This is a genomic window from Luteibaculum oceani, from assembly GCF_007995015.1.
Taxonomy (GTDB): Bacteria; Bacteroidota; Bacteroidia; order Flavobacteriales_D; family Luteibaculaceae; genus Luteibaculum; species Luteibaculum oceani.
On the sequence record NZ_VORB01000002.1, the window covers coordinates 258,290 to 279,033 of the forward strand.

At 39.2% G+C, this 20,744-nt stretch carries 17 protein-coding genes; 5 read left to right on the forward strand and 12 right to left on the reverse strand.

The genetic code is table 11. The features are described from left to right. Positions 1-131: 131 nt before the first annotated feature. Together FRX97_RS03165 and FRX97_RS03170 are read left to right on the forward strand one after the other, a co-directional pair. Positions 132-1,508 carry an exonuclease domain-containing protein gene (locus FRX97_RS03165; protein ID WP_147013309.1) on the forward strand — a complete coding sequence of 459 codons (1,377 nt, stop codon included), beginning with the start codon at positions 132-134 and terminating at the stop codon, positions 1,506-1,508. Positions 1,509-1,540: 32 nt separating this feature from the next. Continuing rightward, on the forward strand, positions 1,541-2,701 hold the full coding sequence (locus tag FRX97_RS03170) for a histidine decarboxylase (RefSeq protein WP_147013311.1): 1,161 nt from the start codon (positions 1,541-1,543) through the stop codon (positions 2,699-2,701). Here the strand turns inward: FRX97_RS03170 and FRX97_RS03175 are convergent. Then, positions 2,698-3,558, reverse strand: a complete 861-nt coding sequence (locus tag FRX97_RS03175) for a hypothetical protein (protein ID WP_147013313.1) — start codon at positions 3,556-3,558, stop codon at positions 2,698-2,700. The genes FRX97_RS03170 and FRX97_RS03175 overlap by 4 nt on opposite strands. A gap of 177 nt (positions 3,559-3,735) precedes the next feature. Between FRX97_RS03175 and FRX97_RS03180 the strand changes: the two genes are divergently transcribed. Continuing rightward, entirely contained in the window at positions 3,736-6,540 is a 2,805-nt protein-coding gene (locus FRX97_RS03180) for a T9SS type A sorting domain-containing protein (RefSeq protein ID WP_147013315.1), read from the forward strand. 49 nt (positions 6,541-6,589) lie between these two features. On the opposite strand, the gene FRX97_RS03185 is transcribed toward FRX97_RS03180, so the two are convergent. From FRX97_RS03185 to FRX97_RS03215, 7 genes are all read right to left on the reverse strand, one after another. Then, positions 6,590-7,138 (reverse strand): DUF2911 domain-containing protein, encoded by a 549-nt coding sequence (locus FRX97_RS03185; protein ID WP_147013317.1) that lies wholly within the window; start codon positions 7,136-7,138, stop codon positions 6,590-6,592. Between the two features lie 68 nt (positions 7,139-7,206). Continuing rightward, a complete protein-coding gene (locus tag FRX97_RS03190; RefSeq protein ID WP_147013319.1) occupies positions 7,207-7,833 on the reverse strand; it encodes a YdeI/OmpD-associated family protein in 627 nt (208 codons plus the stop codon). Positions 7,834-7,912: 79 nt separating this feature from the next. Next, complete coding sequence (locus FRX97_RS03195; protein WP_147013321.1) at positions 7,913-9,361, reverse strand: TlpA family protein disulfide reductase; 1,449 nt, start codon at positions 9,359-9,361, stop codon at positions 7,913-7,915. A 64-nt stretch (positions 9,362-9,425) separates the two neighbouring features. Continuing rightward, positions 9,426-11,021 (reverse strand): peptide chain release factor 3, encoded by a 1,596-nt coding sequence (locus FRX97_RS03200; RefSeq protein WP_147013323.1) that lies wholly within the window; start codon positions 11,019-11,021, stop codon positions 9,426-9,428. A gap of 48 nt (positions 11,022-11,069) precedes the next feature. Then, entirely contained in the window at positions 11,070-11,459 is a 390-nt protein-coding gene (locus FRX97_RS03205) for a helix-turn-helix domain-containing protein (protein ID WP_147013325.1), read from the reverse strand. 186 nt (positions 11,460-11,645) lie between these two features. Beyond that, complete coding sequence (locus FRX97_RS03210; protein WP_147013327.1) at positions 11,646-12,599, reverse strand: isopenicillin N synthase family dioxygenase; 954 nt, start codon at positions 12,597-12,599, stop codon at positions 11,646-11,648. A gap of 10 nt (positions 12,600-12,609) precedes the next feature. Beyond that, positions 12,610-13,941, reverse strand: a complete 1,332-nt coding sequence (locus FRX97_RS03215; protein ID WP_147013329.1) for a PhoH family protein — start codon at positions 13,939-13,941, stop codon at positions 12,610-12,612. A 157-nt stretch (positions 13,942-14,098) separates the two neighbouring features. Here FRX97_RS03215 and FRX97_RS03220 point away from each other — a divergent pair, with 157 nt between their 5' ends. Together FRX97_RS03220 and lysA are read left to right on the forward strand one after the other, a co-directional pair. Beyond that, positions 14,099-15,418 carry an aspartate kinase gene (locus FRX97_RS03220; RefSeq protein ID WP_147013331.1) on the forward strand — a complete coding sequence of 440 codons (1,320 nt, stop codon included), beginning with the start codon at positions 14,099-14,101 and terminating at the stop codon, positions 15,416-15,418. Positions 15,419-15,421: 3 nt separating this feature from the next. Next, on the forward strand, positions 15,422-16,585 hold the full coding sequence (lysA, locus tag FRX97_RS03225) for a diaminopimelate decarboxylase (protein WP_223266548.1): 1,164 nt from the start codon (positions 15,422-15,424) through the stop codon (positions 16,583-16,585). Between the two features lie 49 nt (positions 16,586-16,634). Here the strand turns inward: lysA and FRX97_RS03230 are convergent, their stop codons facing one another. Genes FRX97_RS03230 through FRX97_RS03245 form a run of 4 tightly spaced genes read right to left on the reverse strand, consistent with a single transcriptional unit; the run spans position 16,635 to position 20,724 of the window. Beyond that, entirely contained in the window at positions 16,635-18,728 is a 2,094-nt protein-coding gene (locus FRX97_RS03230) for a prolyl oligopeptidase family serine peptidase (RefSeq protein ID WP_147013333.1), read from the reverse strand. Between the two features lie 2 nt (positions 18,729-18,730). Beyond that, positions 18,731-19,534, reverse strand: coding sequence for a peptidylprolyl isomerase (locus tag FRX97_RS03235; protein ID WP_147013335.1), 804 nt, complete (start codon positions 19,532-19,534; stop codon positions 18,731-18,733). Beyond that, a complete protein-coding gene (locus FRX97_RS03240) occupies positions 19,518-20,006 on the reverse strand; it encodes a hypothetical protein (protein ID WP_147013337.1) in 489 nt (162 codons plus the stop codon). Before FRX97_RS03240 ends, FRX97_RS03235 begins: the two co-directional genes overlap by 17 nt. Continuing rightward, positions 19,990-20,724 carry a TerC family protein gene (locus FRX97_RS03245; RefSeq protein ID WP_147013339.1) on the reverse strand — a complete coding sequence of 245 codons (735 nt, stop codon included), beginning with the start codon at positions 20,722-20,724 and terminating at the stop codon, positions 19,990-19,992. Before FRX97_RS03245 ends, FRX97_RS03240 begins: the two co-directional genes overlap by 17 nt. Positions 20,725-20,744 lie beyond the last annotated feature (20 nt).

The following is a 20,744-nucleotide window of genomic DNA, read 5'->3' on the forward strand; positions in this document are numbered from 1 at the left end:
GAGATTTGCCTTCGTGTTTTTAAACTAATTTTAGTTAATCGGGAGACTGGCTTCCAAGCTGGAAAACAATAATTTGAATTCACCGTAAATAGATTGAGGACCGCTAAATTTCTTTAGCCTAAAATTGTTTTGTGAAATACGCAGTAATCGACATTGAAACCTCTGGTTTTTCGGGTCTTTTTAATAGAATAACGGAGATATCTGTTTTTATAACGGATGGGATACAGGTGCTGGATGAGTATACATCGCTAGTAAATCCGCATTGTAAGATTCCGTATAGCATAACTCGATTAACAGGGATAGACAATTCCATGGTGGATGAGGCTCCTGATTTTTCGGAAATCGCAGATAAAATTGATGAAATTACGCAAGGCTGCGTATTTGTAGCCCACAATGTGAATTTCGATTACTCCTTTGTAGAACGCGAGTTTAGAGAGGCTGGAAAAAGTTTTAAGCGCAAAAAACTGTGCTCTGTCCGCTACGCTAAATCGGTTTTTCCAGATCATCAATCTTATAGTCTTGGGAATATTTGCCGCGATTTGGGAATTCAAATTACCGACAGACACCGGGCCCGAGGTGATGCCGAAGCTACGGTGGAGTTGCTGCGTCGTTGTCTTAAAAAGGATGCGAATAAAACGGAGCTCAACAAAATGCTTAATCCCCGATTACGTGGAGCAACGCTACCTACTAACATCGATTTCGAATTGTTTAATAGTCTACCCGAATGTCCGGGAGTTTACCATTTCTTAAATAAATCTGGGAAAGTAATCTACGTGGGAAAGGCCCTTAATATAAAGCAGCGAGTTACTTCCCATTTCACCAGTAAAGCGGCCAAATCCATTAATATGAAGTTGGAGATTGCAGATATACGGTGTCAATTGAGTGGAAATGAGCTTTTGAGTTTCCTGATGGAAACGCACGACATTAAACGCTATTATCCTAAATACAATAGTGCTCAGAAAAGGTATACCAAGCTTTTAAACTTGGCTGTTTATGAAAACCAAAAGGGAATTCTTCAATTGGGAGTGCTCGTAGGTCGACCGCGCGAACCCTACATTCAATTTACCAATCGAAGTGCAGCATACCGTTTTATTCAAGATTTCATAGATGAGTACGAGTTATGCATTCACCAACAAGCAATGCAACCCCTGAAGAAAAATGCCGAGGTGATAAACCATGATGCATGTAGAGGGGTATGCGCTGGAAAAGAATCTGTAAAAGATTATAATGAAAGAGTTAGAGATGCTTTAAACCAGCAAAAACCAAATTTAGACCAGGAGTTTATCGTTTTGGAGGGTAGAACCGAAGATGAAAAGGCGGTAGTGCAACTGGAAAATGGCATTTATGCAGGTTACGGATTTATGTCAATGGAAATAGAAGAAGAGGAGTATGCCAACTTTATTCAGCCGCAGATTAATGACCCCGACACGCAAAGTATAGTGTTAGGCTATCTTCAAAGACATCATCTGCAGGATGAAATGGAAAAAGTACAGTTAGAGCCGAATTAAGATGATACCTTTGCACCACTTAGAAGGTAAGTATGGAACAGGTATTGAAATCGCTAAAACCAGCGGATAGAGAAAGAATCACTGAACTAAAGAAGGAAACTGAAAACGCAAGTGAATTTTGCATTGGGTATCCGGTAGCAAGAGACTTCGATTATTCAGAAATAGCAGATTTTCTCTCCCTAGCCATCAATAACATCGGTGATCCATTTGAGGAGGGTACTTATAAGGTTGAGACCCACCCGCTAGAGCGAGAAGTTATAGGTTTTTTCGCCAAGCTGTTTAGAGCTAATCCAAAAGACTATTGGGGATACGTAACCAATGGAGGATCTGAAAGTAACCTTTATGGTTTGTATTTAGCTCGTGAATTGCATCCCAAAGGGATAGTATATTATTCAGAATCAACCCATTACTCAGTTAAAAAGAACATTCACCTTTTAAATATTCCAAGTATAGTAATTCGATCTCAGGAAAATGGAGAAATGGATTATGAGGACTTTGAGAATACCATAAAAATGAACCGTCATAAGCCCGTCATCGTGCTGGCTACGTTTGGAACCACAATGAAAGAAGCTAAGGATGACGTTTCTAAGATTAAATCCATCATAAAAAACCTAGCGATACAAGACCATTACATTCACTGTGATGCAGCGCTAGCAGGTTCTTTTGGTGCTTTTATGGAACCCAAATTGCCTTTCGATTTTAAAGATGGATCTGATTCCATATCTATCAGTGGTCATAAGTTTATTGGTTGTCCAATTCCTTCAGGGGTTATTGTGGCGAAAAAATCAAATAGAGATCGCATCGCTCATGGTATTTCCTATATAGGCTCTTCGGACACTACCATAACTGGCTCCAGAAATGGTCACAGTCCTTTATTTCTTTGGTATGCCCTTAAAAAGCTAGGCTTAGAGGGAATGAAAGCGCGCTATCAGCACGGTTTGGAAATGGCGAAATACTGCGAGGCCAGATTAAAGGATTTAGGCCTTAACGCCTGGCGAAACCCCGGAGCATTAACCGTTGTAATTCCCAAAGTCCCTAAAACAATCAGGGAAAAGTGGCAGTTGGCTACCGAAGGCGATATTTCACATATCATCTGTATGCCAAATGTTACTAAGGATCAGCTGGATATGTTTTTTGAGGATTTAATTAATGCTAAGGAGGAAGCCGAAGACGACTTCGAGTTCGATTTTTAATCCTCCTCTATATTAAAGGCTCGATAATAGTTTTCCTTGTTGTACCACTTGTATTCCTCTGGTTTGTTAAACAAGGAAAAGGAGTAATACTGAGCACGATCCCCGTATACTTCATCCTTTATAAATCCTGCAATAAATGGTATTCTAAAATTGTAAAAGGTGGTTTTTCCATTTGCTTGTATGGCTGGAATCCATCTTAAATCTTCCTCTAAAATAAGCTCTTTCATGCGCTCTTTATAGGAATCTGGGATGCCTATCAATTTCAATTTTTCGGTATTGCCATATGCATCGATGGAGAATTCTATAAACCCCACATGATTTTCCTGCCAAAAGAAATCTCGTAGGTTAGACGCGTAAAATCCATCTTCCTGCATGGCCTTGATCAAGGATTTATAAATACAATCGTAAAAATCGGTGTAATTGCCGAGTGGTATAGGTGGGTATATATTTTGCTCGTCCGGATAGCGTTCCTGACTGTAATAATGGCAACTGCCAAATCTTCCCATACCGTTGAAATAGTAAGTAGGGTAAGTAAATTTACTTTCTAAATTGATAAAAGTGATTTTATCATTCGTGAAGTTATACCCAAAAATGCTATCTCCACTTACATCGTAATAGGTCCAGTTTCCTTTCTTTTCGTTGTCTATATACAAGCCCTTTTCTATGCAGACTTTGTTTTCCGAGGAATAAAATAAAAAATGCTCGTAGGTGCCGTGCTTTACGATTTCTTTATTCTCATTCTTAAAGTATTGGTATTCAATAAATTCACCTTTTTTAAACTCCTTCTTTCGCTTAATTCTTTGGGCATGGGTGGTGGAAAAAATTATTAGACCTACAATAAATAAGAAAATTCTCATGGGGTGGGTAGTGGTAATTTATGGTGGGTAAAAGTAATGAATAGCAAGTGAACTATACCTTTTAAAACAATTGTAATTACTAGGAAAATCAGTTTTAATAGATTAAAACTGAACTAAAAAAGTACTTCAAGGCGTATATTTTGTTAAATTCCTGCAAAATAAATAATCCCCTACACTATGAATAAGCTTTCAAAATGCTTGATGCTTCTAGGCTTGGGCGGAATTTTATCCCACCCAATCTATGCCCAGGAGCTCACTGAAGAATGCGGCTCAAAAATGAGTCCAGCCCAAGAACAAATCTTCCTTTCAACGTTAAAATCTCGACAGCAATTTACAGTCGATTTTACTCAGAAATCGCAGCGTAGTTTGCCGGTTCAACATCATATTATAAGGCGATCAAATGGCACAGGAGGATTGGATCCAGCGGAGATTCCCAATTTGATGAATGAACTAAACACCTACTACGCCAATGCTAATATCGATTTCTACGAATGCTCTTCGGTAAATTTCATTGATGACGACACCTATTATGATTTTCAGACATCCCAAGAATCTGCATTGGCTTCGGCCCACGAAGTTCCCAATGTAATTAACATTTACTATGCGAATACCGTAATGAGTGGTTCTAGTAGTTATTGTGGTTACGCTTATTATCCTGGCGGGCCGGATAGAATTCTAATGAAAAATAGTTGTGCACTTAACGGTTCAACTTTAATCCACGAGGTGGGTCACTTTTTCTCACTGAGACATACCCATGGAGGAACACCTAATGAGTTGGTAGATGGATCTAATTGTGCAACAGAGGGAGATTACATCTGTGATACCCCTGCGGATCCTAATCTTAGTGGAAAGGTGAATACAGCTTGTCAATACACCGCTAATGAGCAAGATGCAAATGGCGATACTTATGTACCCGATGAGAATAACATCATGTCATACTCGCGAAAATCTTGCCGAAATGTGCTAACCACCGGCCAATATAACAGTGTGGCGTACAGCGCTTTAAATCAACGACAAAATTTAGGATGTAATCAAGGAGGAGGGAATTGTGTCGCAACAGTAAGTAATTTCCCTTATTCCGAGGGTTTTGAAGCTAGTTTAGGTGCCTGGACTAATGCCTCGGGCGATGATTTTGATTGGACGAGAAGAACAGGGTCAACACCTTCTACAGCTACTGGGCCAAGTTCCGCCAAGGAAGGTAATTATTACATCTATACAGAGTCTTCAAGCCCTAATTATCCATCAAAAACGGCAATATTCGAATCTCCTTGTTTCGATTTAACAAGTGTTGCCAGCCCAGAGTTTAGATTCTCTTATCACATGTATGGATCTGCTATGGGTACTTTACGCATTGATGTTAGCTCTGATGGTGGAGCAAACTGGACGACGGGAGTTTTGACTAAATCCGGAAATCAAGGAAATGTTTGGCTAGATGCATCTGTAGACTTATCAAGTTTTAAATCTAACCAGGTAAAAATTAGGTTGCACGTAAGTACGGGTTCAAGTTATACCAGTGATGTTGCCATTGATTATATTGCAGTGGGTGCAAAAAGTGCATGTCCTGTAACGGTAACAAACTTTATGTACAGAGAGACCTTTTCATTCAATAACATTGGTTTATGGAGTCAATCCACCAGTGACGATACCGATTGGAAAGTGCATTCAAACGGAACACCAACGGTGGGTACAGGACCATCTTCAGCTTCACACGGATCATACTATGTTTACATAGAATCTTCCTATCCAACCCCGGCTTATGCAAAGGCCATTATAGAAAGCCCATGTTTTGATGTGAGCAATATGAGTAGTCCTGAGTTGCGTTTCGATTATCATATGTATGGCGCCAATATGGGAACTTTGGCGGTACAGGTTAGTGAAGATGGCGGGCAGACTTGGAGTTATAATGTTTGGTACAAATCTGGAGACCAGTCCAACGGGCCACAAATAAGCTATTTGGATAGGATAGGAGAGGTTATAGATCCTGGATTCACCCCAGATTATGAATTGGCTTTAACGCATCAAGAGCCATGGATTGAGGGTGTAGTTGATCTAGGAAGATACGCCTCTAGCTCTCTTAAAGTGCGTTTTGTCGGAACCACAGGATCTGGTGTAACAAGTGATATGGCTTTAGATAATATTCGAGTGCAAAGTGCACCTTGTACTAAAACAGAGGAGGTGTTTCCTTATTACGAAAATTTTGAAACTAATATTCATGGATGGACTCAAGAAACCAACGATGATATAAGCTGGACCGCCCGCCAGGGGAGTACTCCAAGTTCTTCCACTGGTCCTTCAGCAGCATCTTCGGGTTTAAAATATATGTATGTAGAAGCTTCAGGTCAGTATAATAAAACAGCTGGATTTGTAAGTCCTTGTTTCGATTTAGAACCGATGATTAGAACCTCAAGAGGATGGGAAGATGCATTGATGCCCTTCGACCTGGTAATTAGCTTTGATTATCACATGTACGGATCCACCATGGGGAATTTGAAAATGCAAATTTCGGATGATGGAGGAAATTCGTGGGTGGACAAATGGTCAAGATCCGGAAACCAAGGTAATTACTGGAGAAAGCAGAGCATAACCATTTATCAATATACCAACTCCAACATAAGGGTGCGATTCATGGCTACAACGGGTAGTGGCTATTATAGTGATATTGCAATTGACAATTTTGCTATTTCTGCACCTATTAATATTACTTTAACCGAGCCGGCAATTGATGCAGGAATTGAAAATACAACCATTAAATTATACCCAAATCCAAGCAAGGGTATAAGCACGCTTAATTTTGGAGACTATGATTCCAACGCGGAAATAAAGGTATACAACGCCCTTGGAAAACTAGTCCACGAAACGATTAAGCAGGAAGGCGAGTACGAGAAGCAACTGAAGCTAGATCATTTACCTCCAGGTTATTATCTGGTGGTGATATCGGGGGATGGACTGGATGTTCCACCGAAAAAGATGATAATCAACTAAATAAAAAAGGCTGCCATTTGGCAGCCTTTTTTATTTCACATCAAATCCTTTAAGATGATGCCAATGGAACGGAAACTCTTGTTTTGTCCCACATTAAATGCATGGTTAAATCGTCGCTAAATTTAATGGTGAATTGTTCTACAGTCTGGGGTAACTCTTCTGTAGGAACTGATACTTTTAGAGCGTCATGCTTAGGTTCGCGGGCCGCTTTGGCGGAAAAGTCAACCCCCCAATCATATAGTTTTTTAGACCAAATAATGTCCCATTGATCCTTGTTTGGGATAGTCCAAAGCGTGTACTCTCCAGCCTTTAATGTTTTACCGTTTATGGTAAGGTCCTGATTGGTCTTAAATCTTGTTGCTTCATTTGCACCCGTTCTCCATACTTCTCCATAAGGAACAAGTCCACCAAAAATTTCTCGGTCTTTCTTAAAGGGGCGGCAGTATTTCACCTCTACTTCTGTATCGTTAATGGCTATAACCTCTACGGCCTCTGGACTGTGCTTTTTGGTTTGCTTTTTAAGAATATTAAAACCTACAAAACCGATTACAATTAAGGCTCCTACAATAATGAGAGCCCATTTAATTACTTTGCTCATGGCACATAAATTTGGTTGAATGCCAAAGTAGCAAAAATCTATTTTGGATTGTAGGAGCATGATGCTTATTAATCGTGAAACCCAAGCCCATCAAGTATTTTGACTGTATATCGTTCTATCCGTTTTACACGGGTTGCAGCTTGTTTCGCTTGATTAAAATGCAGTAAGTAACCCCTTTGTCTTCCTGGAGTCAGTTTGTAAAATGCCGTTTTAAAGGCTGGATTATTTTCAAAGGCTTGCATTAATTCCTCCGGAATGGGTTCAGACTCCTTCTTGAAGTCAACCTTCTTTCCCTCTTTCTCAATTGCTATAGCTAAATTAATAAGGCGCAATATTTCCTTTGCGTTATCCTTTATTTCCTTAGTCGATGTGAATTTTATTAAACGTACGGCCTGGCTATTTTCCCCAGGGGCTTCAAGTAGAGTAGATTGGGATTCTATTAAGGCACCTTTGAAAAAACCAATACATGCAGCGCTTTTCAAAGCACTTATGTTCAACACGTTTTTATCCTTTAGGATGTAGCATGGTACTCCCCATTTAATGGATTCCTCCAACTCGGTTTGTTGAATGATCTCTCGTAAAAGCAGTATTTCTTTCCGCCAGCTATTTACTTTGCAATCAGGGGTTGCGCCATACTTGCAGCGCATGCACCCGTTTTCTATGTAATGATTAAAGGAATCTGGCAAATGACCCATATGGGAGTTTTCTGCCTAATTAAATAAAAAAAGCCATCGTTAAGGATGGCTTTTAAATTCTATAATTTCAGTTAGATGATTAATGCGCCTCATCATCTTCATCAGCAGGCTCAAAACCAAAGTCTATTTGCCCTTTCAGCTTAAGCTTATCGAGTAATATATCTCCAAGTTGTACCACTCCGATTTGCTTAGCAATAATTTTCTTGTCTTCATCTAGTAAGAAAACCTTAGGATAAGCAAAGATGTCGTACACCGTTCTAAAACCATTTGGACGCTCGGGAGTATCCGAAACATTAATCCATGGAAGTTCATTCTTCTTAATGTATTTTTTCCAAGAGTCAGTCTCTAATTCACCTCCAACAGCATAAACCTCTACACCGTACTTATGTAGTTCTTCGTATATCTTTTTAAGTTTTGGAGTAGCTTTTTTACAATGCCCACAGGTGGAGTCCCAGAAATACAGAACCGTATACTTAGCCTTAACCGAGTATAGCGATACCAGCCTGTTACCGGTAGTATCAAATAAGGTGATGGCAGGTGCTTTTTTTCCAATTAACGTTGGACTAGCGGCAATAACCTTTTCGGTTAATTTGGCTACCGTAGCAGAATCCGCCCAATAGGCTCTTCCTGTCATATAGTAATTCTTGGCCATGTGGATGTACACGGCATCCATCCCCATAATTTTAGATCTGCTGTAATGGTTTATTAACCAGTTTACCGTGATTTTAAACATTTCGCTTTCAGGATCTAGCTGGGAGATATATTTGTCGGCATATCTAGAAATAGTGTCTGGATGTTGCAGAACAACCTTATCAAAATAGGTCTCTAACTTTTTAATGTAAGAAGGGTCTCTTACCAATGCATCATTGTTCAAATTGGTATTGTCCCAGTAGTGATCGCGGTAATAGTAATATTGAAAAGTGGAATCTATACTTCCATCTTCATTTTTAGGTGGTTCAGGAATTTCAATGTCCATGGACATCTTTACAATTTCAGAAATAAGAGCAGTAGGGTGGTCCGCAATCATCTTTTTCTGAAAATCGATTACCTCTTTGTTCTTTGCCGTGATTTCATCGGACAATTTCTTTTTCTCCTTTTCTGATTTACTTGCTTGGTACTTTTTGTTTAGCGCCTCTATTTCGGTTTTCTTATTGTTAATCAATTTTATGTATTGATAGAACAATTGGTTCTCCAAAGAATTTTCCACCTGCATATTTCCAATCAGGTTGCTGGTGTCTCCTTTAAAGGTGAACTCTGCTTCGTTAATGATTAGCTCGAAATACATCTTACCCGGTTGGACAATAGCAAACTTTCCAGGCTTAATGCTTCTCTTTTTAGAAAAAATAAAAGTTCCGTTTTTGTCGGCAACAGCGGTATCGTTGTAATAAAGCTGTTTACCAAAGTAGTTGGCAAGGAAAATGGTGTCCTTTGCTCCCTGTATTTTAAAGGTGTATTTGTAATTACTTAACTGTCCGAAAACAGTAGCACCGATAAATAGTGAAAGAAAACCGAGCAATAATTTTTTCATAGGGTACAATTAGTGGTTTCAAAAATAAACTTCATCTCCAATAAGGAGGGGGGATTAACAATTCTTAATCAGCTAACTTAAATTCACTATTGAAATGGAATTTAATATCTGGATTGTTTTCTTGTTCTACCTTTAGTATCCATGGAGTTTGGGCAAGGAAAACATCAAGGTCATCTTTGTCCTTTGCCATAAAGTTTCCTTTAACTCGCTTAAAATCGTCTAGTTTCTTTTGGTCATCGCTGGTGATCCAACAAGCTTTATGGAATGACTTAGCTACAAACTCACACTTCGCTCCGTATTCGTGTTCCAATCTATACTTAATAACGTCGAACTGTAATTCTCCAACAGTTCCAACTATTTTTGCAGAACCATAATTCATTATAAATAGCTGAGCAACACCTTCTTCTGTTAGCTGTCTTATACCTTTTTCTAGCTGCTTAGTTTTCATGGGATCCTTGTTTAAAAGCTCCCTGAATATCTCTGGAGAGAAGGAAGGAATCCCCTTAAACATAAAATCAGAACCCTCTGTAAGGGTGTCGCCAATTTTAAAATTCCCAGTGTCGTATAATCCAATTACATCTCCAGCATAGGCCTCCTCAACGGTTTCTTTACGCTGAGCCATAAAAGAAGCAGGGTTAGAGAAGCGTAATTTTTTACCTAGCCTAACGTGGTGAAAGAATTTATTACGTTCGAAAGTTCCACTACAAACGCGAAGAAACGCAATGCGATCGCGGTGTTTTGGGTCTAAGTTGGCGTGGATTTTAAATACAAATCCGGAGAACTTTTTATCGGTTGGAGCGATTTCTCCCTGATTTGTCGGTCTGCTAACAGGAGTAGGGGCATAGCGTACAAAGGCTTCAAGCAATTCTTTAACCCCGAAATTATTGACAGCAGATCCAAAGAAAACAGGTGCAATACGGGCATTTTCGTAGTCCTTGGCATCAAAGTCTTCGTAAACCCCGTTAATTAATTCTATATCTTCTCTAAGCTGGTCTGCATCCTCCTCGCCAATTAATCCTACTAATCTTGGATCATTTAAATCCTCTATCAATACCTGGTCATCAGCAACTTTTGTTTTGTTTACAGAAAACAACAGTAGGTTATTGTCGTAAACATTGTAAACTCCCTTAAAACGCTCGCCCATATTTATAGGCCAGGTCAATGGTCTAACCTTTATATCTAGCTTGGTTTCAAGCTCATCTAACAAATCGAATGGATCCTTCCCTGGACGGTCTAACTTATTTACAAAGATCATTACTGGGGTGTCGCGCATTCTACACACCTCCATTAAACGCTCAGTTTGTTCCTCAACACCCTTAACACAGTCAACCACCAGAACAACACTGTCTACGGCAGTTAAGGTTCGGTAGGTATCTTCGGCAAAATCCTTGTGACCCGGTGTATCAAGTAGGTTTATTAAGGTGTCCTTATACTCAAACCCCATTACAGAGGTTGCAACGGATATCCCTCTTTGCTTCTCGATTTCCATGAAATCGGAGGTTGCTGTCTTCTTTATCTTATTTGATTTAACGGCACCTGCAGTATGAATAGCTCCTCCAAATAATAAGAACTTCTCGGTTAGAGTAGTCTTTCCTGCATCGGGGTGACTGATGATAGCAAAGGTCTTCCGTTTATTTATCTCTTCTAGTAATGCGCTCAAACTGCTGTATTTTAAGCTGGCAAATTTAGAATTTTAAATAGGAGTGTACTAAACTGCTTTGTATCTAGTATAGGTGCCATCAGGATTAAGTACCACAAGTTCTTTGTATACAAATGTCGCAGGATCTGAGTTTACAAGTGTATCGTTTGTAGTTGTAGAATCTTGTTCATTTTTGTTTTCTGCTGTAAACAGATTTTGCTCATTTATGAACTCCTTTGGTTTGGCGCTATACTTACCTAAAATAAGGTAATCCATGCTGTATTCAGGGTAGTGTTTATGAATCTTTAATAACAAATCTACCGATGGTTTATTACGTCCATTTAACAAGTGTGAAAGGGTTGATCTCTGAACATCTATCTTATTTGCAAAGGAACTTGGCGTGTGTCCCTCATCGCTTATTAACTTTTGTAACCTGCTTATGAATCCCTGATCGCTCATAAGGCAAAAATAGCATTAAAATTTACCCTATAAAGCGTTAAAACTAATATTAATTAACCTTTATAATCAACTGATATTTAGCCAATTATAGTTCTGTCCAAATTTTATTCGGAGATAAGGTGAGTGGATTGGATGTATGAAAGATAGGTGTTGTGGGGTGTGAATGTGGTCTGTTTAGACGAATGTTTACTTAAGTAAACCTATCTCTTTAAGTCGTTGTGTTAAGTAATCGCCAGCGGTGATGTCATCCCATATTTTAGGATTTCCTGGAGTTACGCAATTTGGGAGTGCATTCAATGGCATTTCAGGACGAGGGTGTAGAAAAAATGGAATGCTAAATCTTGGTTGGCTCCATTTTTCACGAGGTGGATTAATTACACGGTGCGTTGTCGATGATAATTTGCCATTTGTCAATCGTTGAAGCATATCCCCAACGTTTACTACAATCATTTCTTCCCCAGCCTTAATATCTATCCACTCATTGTTTTTGCTTAGCACTTGTAAACCATCGGCACTAGAACCAATTAATAAGGTGATAAGATTTATGTCTTCGTGGGCTGCAGCTCTTACTGCATCTTTTGGTGCGCTAGTTATAGGAGGGTAGTGTATGGGGCGTAGAATGGAATTACCGTGAAATATGTGAGAATCGAAAAAATGTTCATCCAAATTCAGGTAAATAGCAATTGCTCTTAAAATTTTGGCGCCCATGGCTTCCAAGTCTCTATAAATAGCAATACACCGTTCATTAAATTCAGGAACTTGCTCACAGTAAACATTTGGAAGGTGGTTTTTGTAATCTGGATGTTTGGAGTCTATCTCTTGTCCAAAATGGTAGAACTCTTTTAAATCTCCTACATTGGAGTCTTTTGCGTGCTCTTTCCCAAAGCTGGTAAACCCTCTTTGCCCCGCAATTCCTTCAATTTCATATTGCTTCTTAATGTTTTCTGGAAGCTTAAAAAACGCTTTTACCGCACTGTATAGTTCGGAAATCTGCTTTTTGGATATTCCGTGGTCCTCAATAGCGGCAAATCCTATTTCGGTATAGGCCTTACCTATATTTTGTATGAATTCATTTCTTTTTTGCTCACTTCCTCCGGTAAAATCTTCCAATTTTAAAACGGGAATCCCAACAATACTCATATCAATTTCCTTACAACATTTCGTTGGCCAAATTAGCCAATTCGGAGCGTTCTCCTTTTTCTAAGTGAATATGTGCATACAAGTCTTGTCCTTGTAATCTGTCTATTAAATACGTAAGTCCATTACTGTGTTCATCTAGGTAAGGAGTATCAATCTGCCTTACATCCCCAGTAAACACCAATTTGGTATTGTCTCCTGCACGGGTAACTATGGTTTTTACTTCGTGAGGGGTTAAATTTTGAGCCTCATCGATAATAAAGATAACATCAGTAAGGGACCTACCTCTTATAAATGCTAAGGGGGAAACAACAATTCTTCCTTCTTCCTGCATTTGCATTATTTGCTGGTATTTTTTCTCCGTTTCTTTAAACTGATTTTTAATGTAGCTCAAGTTATCCCATAATGGAGCCATGTAAGGATTTACCTTGTCGTGCGCTGATCCTGGTAAAAAACCAATTTCCTTATTCGAAAGAGGAACTATGGGGCGAGCCAATACTATTTGATTGTAATTATTGCGTTGCTCTAGCGCCGAAGCAAGTGCAATGAGTGTTTTTCCCGTACCCGCAACTCCGGTAATGGTAACCAGTTTAATGTTGTTGTTCATTAAGGCGTGAATGGCAAAAGCTTGTTCGGCATTTTTTGGTTTAATACCGTATACAAACTGCTTTTCTACGCGTTCTACTGACTCGTTTAACGGGTTGTAGTATGCCAGTAACGATGAGGAACCGTTTTTAACGATGTAAAACTGGTTGTTTTTAACATTACCATTAAGCACAGTGAGGTCGTCGCTTACTTTGTCTTTAAATACTTGTCGGATCGCATCGGGGTCGGCATCGTTAATGGTCTCAATACCTTTAAAGGTTTCCATTTCTACCTTTACCTTGCCCGTTTCGTAGTCCTCCGCTTGTAGTCCAAGTGCTTTGGCCTTTAATCTTAAGTTTATATCCTTAGTAACAAGTACCGTTATTCGGTCTTTATTTTCTTCCTGTAGCTCCAGGGCAGCATCTAATATCTTATGATCCGCTTTTTGTCCCATAGATCGCTCGGCGGTAGATTCCATCTTTTTTGTAAAGTGGATTTTAAATCTACTTTGTCGCTTTTGATCTAGCGTGATCCAATTATTTAAGGTGTTTTTCTCCGAAAGCCTATCTATTATTCGAATAAACTCACGTGCTTCGAAATTTTTTGATTCATTTCCTCGCTTAAAGTTATCAAGCTCCTCCAAAACCATAATGGGTATGGCTACATCGTGCTCTTCAAATTCGTGAATAGACCTGTGGTCGTGTAGGATTACCGAGGTATCCAGAACAAATAATTTCTTGGTTTTTTTAGTGCGAGGCATAGGCGAAGAATTTTCATTTAAGATAGTGCTATCCCTTTCCCTTTTTGTGGGGAGGAAAATGGCTTATTCACTTTAAATTTTTAATAACCCGAATTCCCTAAGCTAAATGTCTAGTAAACAACAAAAACGGATACATTTGCGCCCCCAACAATTAGTTATGAAAGTTTTAAAATTTGGTGGTACCTCAGTTGGTTCGGCTGAGCGTATGAAACACGTTGCTGACATTTTAATGCAACACCCTGGCAACAAAATAGTTGTTTTATCGGCTATGGCAGGAACAACCAATAAGTTGGTTTCCCTCTGTAGTTATTTAAATCAAGGCAATAAATCTGCGGCTCAAGAATTACTATGGGCGCTAGAGCAGGATTATAAGAAAACAGTAGATGAGCTTTTTGAGAAAAAAGACTTTATAAAATCTGGTAATGAGGTAATCGACGAGCATTTTTCCTACTTGCGAGAGGTGGCTCTTGGAGAGTATAATCCACGCATGGAAAAAACGGTGCTTGCTCAAGGTGAGCTTTTAAGCACCAAGTTGTTTCACCTTTTGCTTTCTGAACAAGGTAAAGATGCTGCTCTGATTCCCGCTTTGGATTTTATGAAAATCAACGAGGATTCAGAACCAGAAATAAATTACATCAAGTCGAAATTGGGTAATCAGTTAAAGGATATGGCTTCTAAAAGCCTATTCATTACCCAGGGCTTTATTTGTAGAAATGCATTTGGAGAAATAGACAACCTTAAAAGGGGAGGAAGCGATTATACCGCAAGTTTAATTGGTTCTGCTATTTCGGCCACTGAAATTCAGATTTGGACGGATATAGATGGGATGCACAACAACGATCCAAGATATGTGGAGCCTACAAAACCAATATCTAGATTAAGCTATGATGAGGCAGCGGAGCTTGCCTATTTTGGCGCCAAGATCCTTCACCCATCAAGTATCTTACCTGCTCGCTTTGCAAACATTCCAGTAAAACTTAAAAATACGCTTAAACCTGATGCCGAGGGTACCCTAATCTCTTCAGATAGTGAAAAGGGGAAAATTAAGGCAATAGCAGCTAAGGATGGTATTGTAGCCATTACAATTAAGTCGAGCCGCATGCTTATGGCCTATGGTTTTTTAAGGGCTATTTTCGAAGTTTTTGAACGTTATAAAACACCTATAGACCTTATTACCACTTCTGAGGTAGCTGTATCAGTTACCATTGACGATACAACCAATCTAGATGCGATTGTAGATGATTTACGAACCTACGGAATGGTAGAGGTAGATGATCAGCTAAGTATTGTATCTGTTGTGGGGAATTCCATTGGAGATCAGAAAGGAGTGGCCAATATGGTAATGCACGCTTTAAAGGATGTATCCATCCGAATGATTTCATACGGTGGAAGTAAGCATAACGTGAGTATTCTGATTCCGACGGAATACAAACAGGCGGCATTAAAAAGTTTTAATAAGGAAATCTTTAAACTTTAGGGTTTGAGAGCATATATAGATAAATTAAAGGCCTACGACACTCCTTTTTATCTCTACGATCTCGATTTGCTTAACGCCTCTTTATCGGCGTGCAAAACTCAGGCAGATAGATTTGGTTATCACGTGCATTACGCAATGAAAGCCAATACCAATGATATGGTGCTGCGCGAAATTGTAAAAGCAGGTTTTGGTGCAGATTGTGTTAGTGGTAATGAGGTTAAAAAGGCTTTTCAAAGTGGATTCGATCCAAAAGCCATTGTCTTTGCTGGAGTAGGGAAGAGCGATAAAGAAATTACCGATGCCTTAGAAATTGGGATTGGTAGATTTAATGTGGAGTCGGTTCAAGAGTTAGAAGTTCTGAACGAGTTAGCCGCAAAGTATAATGCAATAGCGGAGGTGAACATTAGGATAAATCCAAATGTAAAATCCTACACACATGCCAATATCACTACCGGGCTAAACGAAAATAAATTTGGGGTTAGCGCGGAAGATATCCAAGAGATAATTCAGCTTACTGAAAACCTAAAGCATATTAAGTTGGGCGGTCTACATTTTCATATTGGATCGCAAATTACCCGCATGGAGGCCTTTAAAAACCTTTGTCTACGCGTTAATGAGATAAATGAGAATTGTAAGCAATACGGTTGGAAACCCGATGTTTTAAACCTAGGAGGGGGATTAGGGATTGATTATGTTAATCCAAAGGATAACCCTCACGCCGATTTCCAATTGTATTTCGAAACTATAAATGGGCTTTTAGAAGCAGATCAAGACCAAGAAATTCATTTCGAATTGGGACGATCCTTGGTAGGGCAATGTGGTCAATTAATTACCAAGGTATTGTATGAGAAATTAGGTAAAACCAAGGATTTTCTAATTGTAGATGCTGGAATGACGGAGCTAATGCGTCCAGCCTTGTATCAGGCACAGCATTTTATAGAGAATCTTAGTTCCGAAGCTGCAGAGCAAAATTACGATGTGGTAGGCCCCATTTGCGAGTCGACCGATTGCTTTGGAAAAGAGATGCCTTTACCGAAATCTAAGCGAGGGGACTTGCTGGCTATATACAGTGCAGGGGCCTACGGGGAAAGTATGGCAAATGCCTATAATCTAAGAGCTCAAAATCCCAGCGCTTACATTATTAATGGAAAAGTGGTTAGACCATAGCTCAATTGTAATTGCATAAAAAAAAAGGGACCTCGTGGTCCCTTTTTTGTTATAGCTTCATGCCAACATGTTGCATGACAAATGCCCATTGGTCGGCGAATTCTTCTACCTGTTTTTCTACGGGTTTTCCAGCTCCGTGGCCAGCGTTTTTATCTACGCGTAGTAAAATGGGTTCGTTTCCTTTTTGATGCGCCTGCAAAGTTGCTGCAAACTTGAAAGAGTGTGCAGGTACAACCCTGTCATCATGATCTCCTGTAATTACCATTGTAGCGGGATATTCGATTTCCTTCACATTGTGAATGGGGGAGTATCCTTTTAGGTAATCAAACATTTCCTTGCTTTCATCACTTCTTCCGTAATCTCCTGCCCATGCCCATCCAATGGTAAACTCATGGTATTTAAGCATGTCTAAAACCCCAACTTTTGGAAGTGCAACGGCAAATAAATCTGGTCTTTGTGTTAACACGGCTCCAATAAGTAAGCCTCCGTTACTACGACCGTGAACCGCCATTTTCTCCTTAGATGTGTATCCTTCCTTTTGAAGATATTCTGCAGCAGCGATGAAATCATCGAAAACATTCTGCTTGTTCATCTTGGTTCCTGCTTGGTGCCAAGCCTCACCGTATTCGCTTCCACCTCTAATATTGGCTACAGCGTAAATACCACCAGCATTTAAAAAGGCCATGCGATCTGGTTTGTAATGTGGTTGTATAGATATATTAAATCCTCCATAGGCATAGAGAAAGCAAGGGGTGTTCGGTGATTTTTTCAGTCCCTTTTTCATGACCAAGAATAGGGGAATTTTTGTGCCATCTTTTGAGTTGTAGAATTTTTGTTCTACGGTGTAATCCGCTGGGTTGAATGGAAGTTGTACCTCCTTAAACGGCTCTGGTTTTTTCGTAAAATCCTTATACACATAAACGCTATTCGGATTTACATACCCTTCATAGGTGAAATACAAATGTTTTTGTTCCTTATCAAAGCGTAAACCACCAATATTCCCCATTCCTGGTAGGGCCAACTCCGACAACTCGTTATTCTCTAGATTTAACAAATAAAGCTTGTTAACCACATCTTGTAAGTAGTTTAAAACCAATCCTTTATGAGTGAGTTTAGCGCCTTGGAGCAGTGATTCTTTCTCTTCTACAATAACTTTCCAGTTTTGCTTGTCAGGATTATTTGGATCCACCCAAATAATTTGGTTGTTGGGCGCTTTTGCGTTGGTAATAAAAAGAAAACCTTTATTCCAGTTTCCTAGATAGTTAAAGTCATTGTCGAACCCACTAACCATGGTAGTGAAATCCGTCTTACCTTTTTCTCTGAAAAGCACGTTGTTGCCACTGGTGCTTTGAGATCCGTAGATGAAAAGGAATTTTTTGTCATCATCAAGTTCTGCTCCAAAGGTTTTTTGCGCATTTTCTTTATCCTCGAAAACTAAACTGCTTTTATTCTCCGCTAAATTGTGGTAATAGATTTTGTGGTATTCATTCTTGGCAGAATACTCATTACCCTCTTTAGGAGCGGGGAAAGAAGCATAGTAAAAGCCTTTTTCATCCCAGGTAATGCCCGAGAATTTCACCCATTTTATCTCGTTAGGTAATTGTTTGCCTGTGCTAATTTCTTTAACCTTAATAGTAACCCAATCGGATCCAGAAGCGGAAACTCCGTAGGCCAGATATTTTCCATCTTTAGATACACTCCAGGCGTTTAGCGAAGCCGTTCCATCTTCTGAAAAAGTATTGGGGTCCAGTAAAACCGATTCCTCTCCGTCCTTGATCAACTTTAGAACCGAGTGGTTCATTTTACCGTCGTTATAACTGTATACCAGTCCAGCTTTGGTTCTTTTAGGTGAACTGTAGCGCTCATAATCCCAATATTTGGGAAGCATTTCTACAAGCTTTTTACGTTGAGGGATATCTTTAAGGTAGGATTGAGTTAATTGATTTTGTTGATCGACCCAAGCCATGGTTTCCTCACTATAATCGTCTTCGAGCCAGGCGTAGGGGTCTGCAATTTGTTCTCCAAAGTAGGTTTTAGTAGAATCTACTTTTTTAGTTTCGGGATAATTTAAGCTGGATGCTTGGTCCTTGCATCCGAATAACAAAAGGGCTACAGCTCCTAAACTTAGATATTTTGCTTTCATTTTTAGGGTTTGATTTTAACTTTCATAAATACATTTTCATCAGGCCAATCCTGCGAATCTGTGGGTAATTTCGAAATTTTTTCAACTACATCCATACCGCTGGTAACATGACCAAATACTGTGTGTTTACCGTCTAAATGCGGGGTTCCTCCTGTAGTTTTGTACAACTTCCTTTGTTGTGATGTGAAAGTGATGTTGTTTTCTCTTTCCAAACGCTGAAGTGCCAGTTCGCTTACTTTTTTACCAATTACTATGTAAAAATCATAGCTAACACTTAAACCATCATTTTTATTATCGTAATGTCTGCACATGGCTACAGCTCCGGGTTTATGGTATAAGTCAGGAGAAATTTCCTGTGGTAAAGCGTATTCTCCAATGGAATACTTGCGTCCAGAAATTAGGTAGTTGTCCGCGTCTCCGCCCTGGATAATAAAGTCTTCTGCAACCCGATAAAAAAGGGTGGAGTCGTAATACTGTTTCTCTTTTACCAGATACAAGAAGTTTCCGGTGTGGATAGGGGTTTTATCAGAGAGTCTTATTTCAATTTCACCGTATTTAGTGGAAATTACAAAATCCCTTTCCGGGTTCTTTTTAAAATATTCCCCCAAAAACTTCGGAGCATTTTCATTGTTGAGAAAAAATGCCTTTTTTTCTTCCTTTTTCTTTTTAGGAGCAGGCTTTTTAATCTCCGTTTTTTGTGCTTTATCCTTTGTCGATTTTCGGGGGTCGCTGCACCCAAAAAAAACGCCCGATAAAATACCGAGCGCAGCTAATTGAATGAGTTTAACCTTAGTACTTAGGATCATTGAATTCTAAATCGTAAAGTTTATCGTCAGTTAAATAAGGTAAATCGTCGAATACCAATTTTGGATAAGCATCCATTAAGCGGCGATCTAGTTCATTATTCATGGGCAAGTTTTTCATGGCACTCTTTTCGCTAGCTCCGTATTCCCAGTGTTTAGGTTTAACATCGTTTTTTACATGGTATACGTTAAAAGCTAACCTTCTAGCGTAATCAGAGTGGTGCATTGCATTTAGAAACTCACCATCTAAAAAAAGCTTTCTGGCATAGCGCTGATGCATTACAGCTTGGTCAAAGGTTCCATCTAATTGTTGCTTTTCCATGTCTCCCAAAAATTTGTGAGACTCCTTTATGATATTGGCTGATTTAATCAGGAAGGTTTTACTTCTCTGCTTTAAATAGGTTTGGCCCTTGGCATTAATACCTACAGCAAGCAGGATGGTGCTTAAAGCAATTAATTTAAGCGCTAGCTTCATTTTTCTTTCTTTTTTTGGTTGCGTTAATGTTGATGGTTTCTACGGCTAGTGAAAAGAAAACCGCGAAGTAAATATAGCCTTTTGGAATATGGATACCCAGAGCTTCAACCTCCAAAATCAGAGTAAACCCTATCAATATTAAAAAGGAAAGCGCTAGCACTTGTAGTGTGGGGTACTTATTGATAAAGTCGGAAATTTTTCCAGCGAAAACCATCATGATAATTATGGATATGATTACAGCAATAATCATAAGAATGAGTTGATCTGTCAAGCCTATGGCGGTTAGAATACTATCGAAGGAGAATATCAAATCAAGCACTATAATTTGAAAAATTGCCTTGGCAAACGAGTTATATGCCTTAGCGGTAACCTCGTGTTCCACATCCGTTACTTTGTGGTGTAATTCTTTTGTAGACTTAGCAATTAAGAATAATCCTCCAACAAAAAGTATTAAATCGCGCCAAGTTATGGCGTATCCAAACAACTCAGTAATGGGCTGCGTTAACTGGGTTATATAGCTAATCATACTAAGCAAGATCAACCTCATTATTAATGCAAGTGAAAGTCCAACCATTCTCGCTTTTGGCTGTTGTTCTTTGGGGAGCTTTCCAGATACCATCGAAATAAAAATTATATTGTCGATGCCTAAAACTATTTCTAGGAAAGTAAGCGTAAGTAAGGCAATCCATGCCTCAGGCTGGGTAAATATTTCTAGCATGTTATGGCTTTTATAAACCA

Bases quoted from the DNA above. Each gene is read 5' to 3' on its own strand.
- FRX97_RS03215 (WP_147013329.1), bottom strand. From the start codon at position 13,941: ATGCCTCGCACTAAAAAAACCAAGAAATTATTTGTTCTGGATACCTCG.
- FRX97_RS03230 (WP_147013333.1), bottom strand. From the start codon at position 18,728: ATGAAAGCAAAATATCTAAGTTTAGGAGCTGTAGCCCTTTTGTTATTC.
- FRX97_RS03175 (WP_147013313.1), bottom strand. From the start codon at position 3,558: ATGAGAATTTTCTTATTTATTGTAGGTCTAATAATTTTTTCCACCACC.
- FRX97_RS03190 (WP_147013319.1), bottom strand. From the start codon at position 7,833: ATGGGTCATTTGCCAGATTCCTTTAATCATTACATAGAAAACGGGTGC.
- FRX97_RS03180 (WP_147013315.1), top strand. From the start codon at position 3,736: ATGAATAAGCTTTCAAAATGCTTGATGCTTCTAGGCTTGGGCGGAATT.
- FRX97_RS03185 (WP_147013317.1), bottom strand. From the start codon at position 7,138: ATGAGCAAAGTAATTAAATGGGCTCTCATTATTGTAGGAGCCTTAATT.
- FRX97_RS03235 (WP_147013335.1), bottom strand. From the start codon at position 19,534: ATGATCCTAAGTACTAAGGTTAAACTCATTCAATTAGCTGCGCTCGGT.
- FRX97_RS03245 (WP_147013339.1), bottom strand. From the start codon at position 20,724: ATGCTAGAAATATTTACCCAGCCTGAGGCATGGATTGCCTTACTTACG.
- FRX97_RS03170 (WP_147013311.1), top strand. From the start codon at position 1,541: ATGGAACAGGTATTGAAATCGCTAAAACCAGCGGATAGAGAAAGAATC.
- FRX97_RS03210 (WP_147013327.1), bottom strand. From the start codon at position 12,599: ATGAGTATTGTTGGGATTCCCGTTTTAAAATTGGAAGATTTTACCGGA.
- FRX97_RS03195 (WP_147013321.1), bottom strand. From the start codon at position 9,361: ATGAAAAAATTATTGCTCGGTTTTCTTTCACTATTTATCGGTGCTACT.
- FRX97_RS03220 (WP_147013331.1), top strand. From the start codon at position 14,099: ATGAAAGTTTTAAAATTTGGTGGTACCTCAGTTGGTTCGGCTGAGCGT.
- FRX97_RS03205 (WP_147013325.1), bottom strand. From the start codon at position 11,459: ATGAGCGATCAGGGATTCATAAGCAGGTTACAAAAGTTAATAAGCGAT.
- FRX97_RS03240 (WP_147013337.1), bottom strand. From the start codon at position 20,006: ATGAAGCTAGCGCTTAAATTAATTGCTTTAAGCACCATCCTGCTTGCT.